Here is a 414-nt window from a genome sequence, read left to right as displayed (position 1 = left end):
TCCTCGGGCTTGACCCGAGGATCGGCCTGTCCACAACTCAGCGTTTATGAGCGAGCGCCGCCCTTTCATCGCCACCTATATCCAAGCCAGCCGACCGCACGGTGTCATTTACATCGGCATGACGTCGAATCTCTATGAACGCGGCCATCAGCACAGGACCGGGGCTTTCGAAGGTTTCGCCAGTCGTTACGGGTGCGGAATGTTGGTCTGGTACGAGCAGTTCGAACTGGTCACGAACGCAATCCGGCGGGAGAAGGCGCTGAAACGCTGGAATCGCGTCTGGAAGCTGGAGCTGATCGAACGGACGAACCCTGAGTGGGTCGATCTCTACCCAAGTCTATGCGGCTGGGCGCCTGATCCTCGGGTCAAGCCCGAGGATGACGGAGAGGGGAGTGTGGCTGCGTTTCTCAAAAG

The 414-nt window shown here is 59.2% G+C and carries 1 protein-coding gene; it reads left to right on the top strand.

Features of this window, described 5'->3' with window-relative positions; all coding sequences use genetic code 11:
• Positions 1 to 46: 46 nt before the first annotated feature.
• Positions 47 to 414, top strand: a 368-nt coding sequence (locus JWG43_RS21055; protein ID WP_205244441.1) for a GIY-YIG nuclease family protein, incomplete at its 3' end; no start/stop codon positions are given.

Origin of the sequence: Desulfobulbus alkaliphilus, from assembly GCF_016918545.1 — a bacterium.
In the GTDB taxonomy this organism is placed as follows: Bacteria; Desulfobacterota; Desulfobulbia; order Desulfobulbales; family Desulfobulbaceae; genus Desulfobulbus; species Desulfobulbus alkaliphilus.
This window is presented reverse-complemented; position numbering and strand designations above follow the sequence as displayed.